We start from the raw sequence: 6911 nt of genomic DNA, 5'->3' as shown, positions 1-6911 counted from the left end.
CATTTGCTTTATGCCCGCTTCTGGCATAAGTTTCTCTATGACCTTGGCATCGTGCCGACGAAAGAACCGTTCCAAAAGCTGTTCAACCAAGGGATGATTTTAGGCGAAAACAACGAAAAAATGAGCAAATCAAAAGGCAATGTCGTCAACCCGGACGACATCATCGAAAGCCATGGGGCCGACACCTTGCGGCTGTATGAAATGTTCATGGGGCCGCTTGAGGCGTCGATCGCTTGGTCGACGAAAGGGCTTGACGGGGCGCGGCGCTTCCTCGACCGCGTCTGGAGGCTCTTTGTCACCGAGAATGGCGAACTGAACCCGAACATTGTCGACGAACCGGCAAACGATACGCTCGAGCGCATCTATCACCAAACGGTGAAAAAAGTGACGGAAGACTACGAATCCTTGCGCTTTAACACCGCCATTTCGCAGCTTATGGTGTTCATCAACGAAGCGTACAAAGCGGAGCAAATGAAAAAAGAATACATGGAAGGCTTCGTCAAGCTCTTGTCGCCGGTCTGCCCGCACATCGGCGAGGAGCTGTGGCAAAAGCTTGGCCACACGGACACGATCGCCTATGAACCGTGGCCGACGTATGATGAAACGAAGCTTGTGGAAGACGTCGTGGAAATCGTCGTGCAAATCAACGGCAAAGTGCGGTCGCGCTTGCACGTGCCAGTTGACTTGCCAAAAGAAGCGCTCGAGGAGCGGGCGCTCGCCGATGAAAAAATCAAAGAGCAGCTTGAGGGCAAAACCGTGCGCAAAGTGATCGCCGTCCCCGGCAAGCTCGTCAATATCGTCGCCAACTGATGATGAGGGCGGGCTTCGGCCCGCTCCCTATCCACCAACGAAAGGGGTCGATCTGCCATGGAAGAGATCAAGGAAATCACGCCGGCTGAAGTGAAAGAAAAACTCGAACGCGGGGAAAAGCTGAACATTGTCGATGTGCGCGAAGACGAGGAAGTCGCCCTCGGCATGATCCCCGGCGCCAAACATATTAAAATGGGCGACATCCCCGATCGGCTTGAGGAATTCGACCGCAACGAAGAATATATTTTCGTCTGCCGCTCCGGACGGCGGAGCGAAAACGTCTGCCGCTACTTGCAAGAGCTTGGCTATCGCGTCCGCAACATGACGGGCGGCATGCTCGAGTGGGAAGGCGAAACAGTGCCGAAGCGATAAGCGCTTCCGGCTCAAAGAACAGGGCATGGCGGCGGGCCGTCATCCAAGTGATCCCGTTTTTGTCGAGACCAAAACGACGGAACGTGTCAGCGGATGGGAAATGGATCCATCCGAACGGCCCCGTTCAGTCAAGAGGCAGAGGAATGGCTGGCTGCCGCGGGCCTTTTCATGCGTCGGCGGCTTGCGCTTCCCCGGTCCGCTTGCGGGGTAGGAGCGAAAAAGCGTCCCAGCTTTTTGGGGCGCTTTTTCCATTTTGTTTTAGTACCAAAGTGTGATGCAAGAAAAAAAAGGAAAGGATATAATTTTCGGTAAAATCAGACACTTGTTCGAAGGAGGAGCTCTCTGTTGAAACTCGGCGACCGCTTGAAATTCGCCCGCTTGATGAAAGGCCTGACCCAAGAAGAAACGGCTGAAGGCATTATTTCGGTTTCTTATTTATCTTAATTAGGCGAGTTAAGTGGGGGTAGTTCACTAGAATAAATAATTTGAAAATATAAGAAAGGGGTAAAGGGAATGAACAAACGGGCGATGCTTGGCGCGATTGGGTTGGCGTTTGGATTGATGGCTTGGCCGTTCGGGGCTTCGGCGAAGGAAAAGTCAATGGTGTGGAACGAACAGTGGAAGACGCCGTCGTTCGTTTCTGGTTCGCTGTTAAAAGGCGAGGATGCTCCGGAAGAATTGGTTTACCGTTATCTTGATCAAGAGAAGAATACGTTCCAGCTTGGTGGACAAGCCCGCGAACGGCTGAGCTTGATTGGCAAACAAACGGATGAACTCGGCCATACGGTCATGCGTTTTGAACAGCGCTATCGCGGCATCCCTGTGTATGGCGCCGTGCTCGTTGCCCATGTCAACGATGGCGAATTGTCCTCTTTGTCGGGTACGCTCATTCCGAATTTGGACAAACGAACGTTGAAAACAGAAGCTGCCATTTCCATTCAACAAGCGGAAATGATCGCGAAACAAGATGTGGCTGATGCGGTGACGAAAGAACGGCCGGCGGCCGAAGAGGGAAAACCAACGCGGCTTGTCATCTATCCGGATGGGGAGACCCCGCGCCTCGCCTATGAAGTCAATGTCCGCTTTTTAACCCCTGTCCCAGGCAACTGGATCTACATGATCGATGCCGCAGACGGAAAAGTGTTGAACAAATGGAACCAAATGGACGAGGCGAAGCCGGGCGGCGGGCAGCCGGTCGCCGGCACGTCGACGGTCGGCGTGGGCCGCGGTGTGTTGGGGGATCAGAAATATATCAATACGACGTATTCCTCGTATTATGGCTACTACTATTTGCAAGACAATACGCGCGGCAGCGGCATTTTTACGTATGACGGACGAAACCGCACCGTTTTGCCCGGCAGCTTGTGGGCCGATGGCGACAACCAATTTTTCGCCAGCTATGACGCGGCGGCCGTGGACGCCCATTATTACGCCGGCGTCGTGTATGATTACTACAAAAATGTGCACGGCCGGCTGAGCTATGACGGCAGCAACGCCGCCATCCGTTCGACCGTCCATTATGGCCGTGGCTACAACAACGCGTTTTGGAACGGTTCGCAAATGGTGTACGGCGATGGCGACGGACAGACGTTTTTGCCGTTTTCCGGCGGCATTGACGTCGTTGGGCATGAGTTGACCCATGCGGTGACGGATTATACGGCCGGGCTTGTTTACCAAAACGAATCCGGCGCCATCAATGAAGCGATGTCCGATATTTTCGGCACGCTCGTGGAGTTCTACGCCAACCGCAACCCGGACTGGGAGATCGGCGAAGACATTTACACGCCTGGGATCGCCGGCGATGCGCTCCGCTCGATGTCCGACCCGGCGAAATACGGCGATCCGGATCATTATTCCAAACGGTACACCGGCACGCAAGACAACGGCGGCGTCCATACGAACAGCGGCATCATCAATAAAGCGGCGTACTTGCTCAGCCAAGGCGGCGTCCATTACGGCGTGAGCGTCACCGGCATCGGCCGCGACAAAATGGGGAAAATTTTCTACCGGGCGCTTGTCTACTATTTGACGCCGACGTCGAACTTCAGCCAGCTGCGCGCCGCCTGCGTGCAAGCGGCCGCTGATTTGTACGGGTCGACAAGCCAAGAAGTCAACTCGGTGAAACAGGCGTTCAATGCGGTTGGAGTGTATTAAGACGAATGAAGTTTCTGACGTCACGCGTCCCGCTGTTCGGGGGCGCGTGACGCCTTTTGTGGGCAGGATTTTCCCTAAATGCGTGGAAAAGGAAAAAGAAAACGGGGGAATGGCGATGTACAAAGTGAAAGTGTTTGATAAAGAGCATGAAAAAGATTTGGAAGCGGCGGTCAATGATTTTTTAGCCCGATTGAAAGACGGACAGTTGATCGATGTCAAGTACAGCGTGGCGGCGATGGAATCGGAAGGCGAGCAAATCTACTGTTTTTCCGCCATGGTCATTTACCGGACTTGACACTTCACACGGCTCCAGACTGCGGGATTCTTTGGCCGTTTTCGTGCTGATCCCCCCAAAGCGGGCGACGCTTTTTTCGTTGCGGCATTTCCATTTCAGGCGGCGAAATTTTGCGATCGCCCGCCTTGAAGACGGGCGTTGTCGGAATGTCAGCGAACGCCCCGGAGCACCCGAGGGGCATGAGGACGGCGGTCAATTCGTTGCTGTCTGCCCCGCGGAGCCGCTCGCCCCGTTTTTTTCCGCCAATGCATAGCGGGCGGCGTTCACGCCGGCGAGCCGCCCGGTGACAAGGGCGGCGGTGATGTTGTAGCCGCCCGTGTAGCCGTGAATGTCCAAAATTTCCCCGCAAAAGTAAAGGCCGGCCATGCATTTGGAGGCCATTGTCTTCGGCTCAATTTCTTTGACCGACACGCCGCCGCCGGTGACGAATGCTTTCTCAAGCGGCAGCGTGCCGTGGACGTAAAAGGTAAACTGTTTGCACTGTCGGACAAACGCCCGCAGCGCCTCATGGCCGACCGTGCCGGCAGAGGCGTGCGGGTCGATGCCGGCCCGCTCGAGCAAAAAGACGGCGTACCGCTCGGGAAGAACCGTTTTGGCGATCGTTTTCATCGCCTTTTTCGGCTCCTCTTTGCACAGCTTGGCGAAATGTTGAAACAGCTCTTCCTGCGTCACGTCCGGAAGCGCGTCGATGCTCATTTCGACCGCGCCGTCCGCCGCTTTTTTCAACGCCTTGACGACAAACTGGCTGCAGCGGAGGGCGGCTGGGCCGGAAATGCCGAAGTGCGTAAACAGCATATCCATCCGGTGGGTGATGATCGGCTTGCCGTTCGGCTTTAAGACGCTTAACGCGACGTCGCGCAGCGACAAGCCTTGCAGCGTCCGCTCTCGGATGAACGGCTCATGCGAGACGATCGGAACTTCGGTTGGAAACAATTCGGTCACCGTGTGGCCCGCTTTTTCCGCCCACGGATAGCCGTCGCCCGTTGAGCCGGTTTGCGGCACCGATTTGCCGCCGACGGCGACGACAACCGCACGGGCGTGGATCGTCTCCCCGCTTTTCAGCGTGACACCGACTGTTTTTCCTTGTTCATACAACACGTCCGCCACTGGCGATTCAAGCCGAACATCGACGCCAAGGCGCGACAATTCGCGAACAAGCGCGTCGACGACCGACTGGGCGCTGTCGCTTTTAGGAAACATGCGGCCGTGGTCTTCCTCCTTGAGCGGCACGCCGAGCCGCTCAAAAAAGCGGATGATGTCTTCATTGTTAAATACGGAAAAGGCGCTGTATAAAAAGCGGCCGTTGCCGGGAATATGGCGGACCATTTCATCCACCGGCAGCCGATTCGTCACGTTGCAGCGTCCGCCGCCGGAGATGGCGAGCTTGCGCCCGAGCTTCGTTCCTTTTTCCAACAAGAGCACCTTCGCCCCTTCTTCGCCGGCGCCGATGGCCGCCATGAGCCCGGACGGACCGCCGCCGATGATGATGACGTCGTATCCCATGTTCATTCCACCCTTTCTTTCTGCGCGTGGCCGATATTTTTCGTTCCATTGACAACTATGGTAAAATAGATACGTTGTCATTTTCAACGTCCATGGCTAGGGAAGGGGTCATATGTCAACATCGAAACTGCTGCGCGGCACGTTTATTTTAACGGCTGGCGTGATGATTTCTCGCCTTCTTGGTTTATTTTACGTCATCCCGTTTTACCATCTTGTCGGCGAGCGCGGCGGGGCGCTGTACGGATACGGCTATGTGCCGTACCAAATTTTTTTGAGCTTGGCGACCGGCGGGCTGCCGGTGGCGGTGTCAAAGTTTGTGTCGAAATACAACGCGCTTGGGGAATACGGCGTCGGCTATCGGCTCTTTCGCTCCGGCCTTGTCTTGATGATCGCAAGCGGCATCGCCTCATGGCTCATTTTGTACGCCCTGGCGCCCATCTTGGCGCCGCACGTCATCGATGCGAAAACGAACGTCAACTCGGTCGACGACGTCACGGCCGTCATCCGCGCGGTCAGCTTTGCGCTCCTCATCGTGCCGGTGATGAGCTTGATCCGCGGATTTTTCCAAGGACATGAGTCGATGGGCCCGACGGCGCTGTCGCAAGTCGTCGAACAAATCGCGCGCATCGCGTTTTTGCTTGGGGCTTGCTATGTCATTTTGCGCGTTTGGGACGGCTCAATCGTCGCGGCGGTGAGCGCGGCGACGTTTGCCGCGTTTGTCGGGGCGGCGGCGGGGCTTTTGGTGTTGCTTGTCTATTGGTGGAAGCGGCGTCCGTATTTGCAGTCGCTGCTTGCGCGTGACCGCGGCGAAGCGGACGTGTCGCTTTTGGCGATGTATAAAGAGCTGCTTCTTTCTTCGATTCCGTTTGTTTTTGTCGGCTTGTCGATGTCGCTGTACCAGCTCGTCGATCAGTTTACGTTCAATCACGCGATGGCGGCGGCGGGCCGCGGGAACATCTCGGAGCACGCGTATTCCGTGTTCAACATGTGGGCGCAAAAGCTCGTCATCATACCAGTGACGCTCGCGACCTCGTTCAGCTTGGCGCTCATCCCGACGATTACGAAAGCGTATGTCGCGCAAGATCGGAAAGCGCTGCGGCAATATTTGAACCAGACGTTTCAAGTGCTCATGTTTTTAACGCTCCCGGCGGTGATTGGCATGGCGGTGCTTGCAGGGCCGGTGTACAGCTCGTTTTACAGCTATGATCCGCTTGGTGAACAAGTGTTGCGCTGGTATGCGCCGGCGGCGATTTTGTACGCTTTGTTTTCTGTGACGGCGGCGATCATGCAAGGCATCAACGAGCAGCGGTTTACGGTCGTCAGTTTGGCTGCCGGCTTGCTTGTGAAGCTTTTGCTCAACACGCCGCTCATTATGAAATGGTCGGCCGTCGGGGCCATTGTGGCCACGATGGCGGGCTATTTCGTCTCGGTGGCGTTCAACTTATGGGTCATTCAGCGCCGCACGCGCTACCGCTATCGGTTTGTCGCCCGCCGGACGGCGTTTATGGCCATCCTGACGGCGGCGATGTCAGCGGCGGTTATGGGGGTCGAGGCGCTGGCGTCCCGATGGATCGATTACCGCGCCGGCACCGCTGAATCGGTGGGCGCTGTTTCCATCGGCGCAGCGGTCGGGGCGGCCGTCTACTTGTTTCTCAGCATCCGCTCCGGGTTGTTTTCGGCGCTGTTTGGCGACCGGTTTGCGTTTTGGCGCCGGAAAGAGAAAAAGGCGGTATCGTAGAAGGGATCGGCCGTTGACCGGACGGCCGTTTCCTAGAAG

At 56.2% G+C, this 6911-nt stretch carries 7 protein-coding genes; 6 read left to right on the top strand and 1 reads right to left on the bottom strand.

What is annotated here, in order from left to right; all coding sequences use genetic code 11:
* The 5 genes from VU18_RS20360 to VU18_RS12400 form a co-directional block, all read left to right on the top strand.
* A partial coding sequence (locus tag VU18_RS20360) for a class I tRNA ligase family protein (protein ID WP_236687385.1) occupies nucleotides 1-810 on the top strand: 810 nt, incomplete at its 5' end.
* A gap of 57 nt (nucleotides 811-867) precedes the next feature.
* Nucleotides 868-1182, top strand: a complete 315-nt coding sequence (locus tag VU18_RS12415) for a rhodanese-like domain-containing protein (RefSeq protein WP_013144427.1) — start codon at nucleotides 868-870, stop codon at nucleotides 1180-1182.
* A 345-nt stretch (nucleotides 1183-1527) separates the two neighbouring features.
* Nucleotides 1528-1626, top strand: a complete 99-nt coding sequence (locus VU18_RS17535) for a transcriptional regulator (RefSeq protein WP_021322701.1) — start codon at nucleotides 1528-1530, stop codon at nucleotides 1624-1626.
* 69 nt (nucleotides 1627-1695) lie between these two features.
* Nucleotides 1696-3336, top strand: a complete 1641-nt coding sequence (locus VU18_RS12405) for a M4 family metallopeptidase (RefSeq protein WP_047758159.1) — start codon at nucleotides 1696-1698, stop codon at nucleotides 3334-3336.
* Between the two features lie 115 nt (nucleotides 3337-3451).
* Nucleotides 3452-3631, top strand: a complete 180-nt coding sequence (locus VU18_RS12400; protein ID WP_008880941.1) for a sporulation protein Cse60 — start codon at nucleotides 3452-3454, stop codon at nucleotides 3629-3631.
* Nucleotides 3632-3823: 192 nt separating this feature from the next.
* Here VU18_RS12400 and VU18_RS12390 read toward each other — a convergent pair whose 3' ends face one another.
* On the bottom strand, nucleotides 3824-5134 hold the full coding sequence (locus VU18_RS12390; protein WP_047758158.1) for an NAD(P)/FAD-dependent oxidoreductase: 1311 nt from the start codon (nucleotides 5132-5134) through the stop codon (nucleotides 3824-3826).
* A 112-nt stretch (nucleotides 5135-5246) separates the two neighbouring features.
* On the opposite strand from VU18_RS12390, the gene VU18_RS12385 reads away from it, so the two are divergent.
* Nucleotides 5247-6872, top strand: a complete 1626-nt coding sequence (locus VU18_RS12385; protein WP_047758157.1) for a polysaccharide biosynthesis protein — start codon at nucleotides 5247-5249, stop codon at nucleotides 6870-6872.
* Nucleotides 6873-6911: the final 39 nt, after the last annotated feature.

Source organism: Geobacillus sp. ZGt-1, assembly GCF_001026865.1.
GTDB classification, from domain to species: Bacteria; Bacillota; Bacilli; order Bacillales; family Anoxybacillaceae; genus Geobacillus; species Geobacillus thermoleovorans.
This window is presented reverse-complemented; position numbering and strand designations above follow the sequence as displayed.

What these genes read in the sequence shown, in the direction of transcription:
- VU18_RS12415 (WP_013144427.1), top strand. Translation starts at nt 868, where the DNA reads ATGGAAGAGATCAAGGAAATCACGCCGGCTGAAGTGAAAGAAAAACTC.
- VU18_RS12405 (WP_047758159.1), top strand. Translation starts at nt 1,696, where the DNA reads ATGAACAAACGGGCGATGCTTGGCGCGATTGGGTTGGCGTTTGGATTG.
- VU18_RS12400 (WP_008880941.1), top strand. Translation starts at nt 3,452, where the DNA reads ATGTACAAAGTGAAAGTGTTTGATAAAGAGCATGAAAAAGATTTGGAA.
- VU18_RS12390 (WP_047758158.1), bottom strand. Translation starts at nt 5,134, where the DNA reads ATGGGATACGACGTCATCATCATCGGCGGCGGTCCGTCCGGGCTCATG.
- VU18_RS12385 (WP_047758157.1), top strand. Translation starts at nt 5,247, where the DNA reads ATGTCAACATCGAAACTGCTGCGCGGCACGTTTATTTTAACGGCTGGC.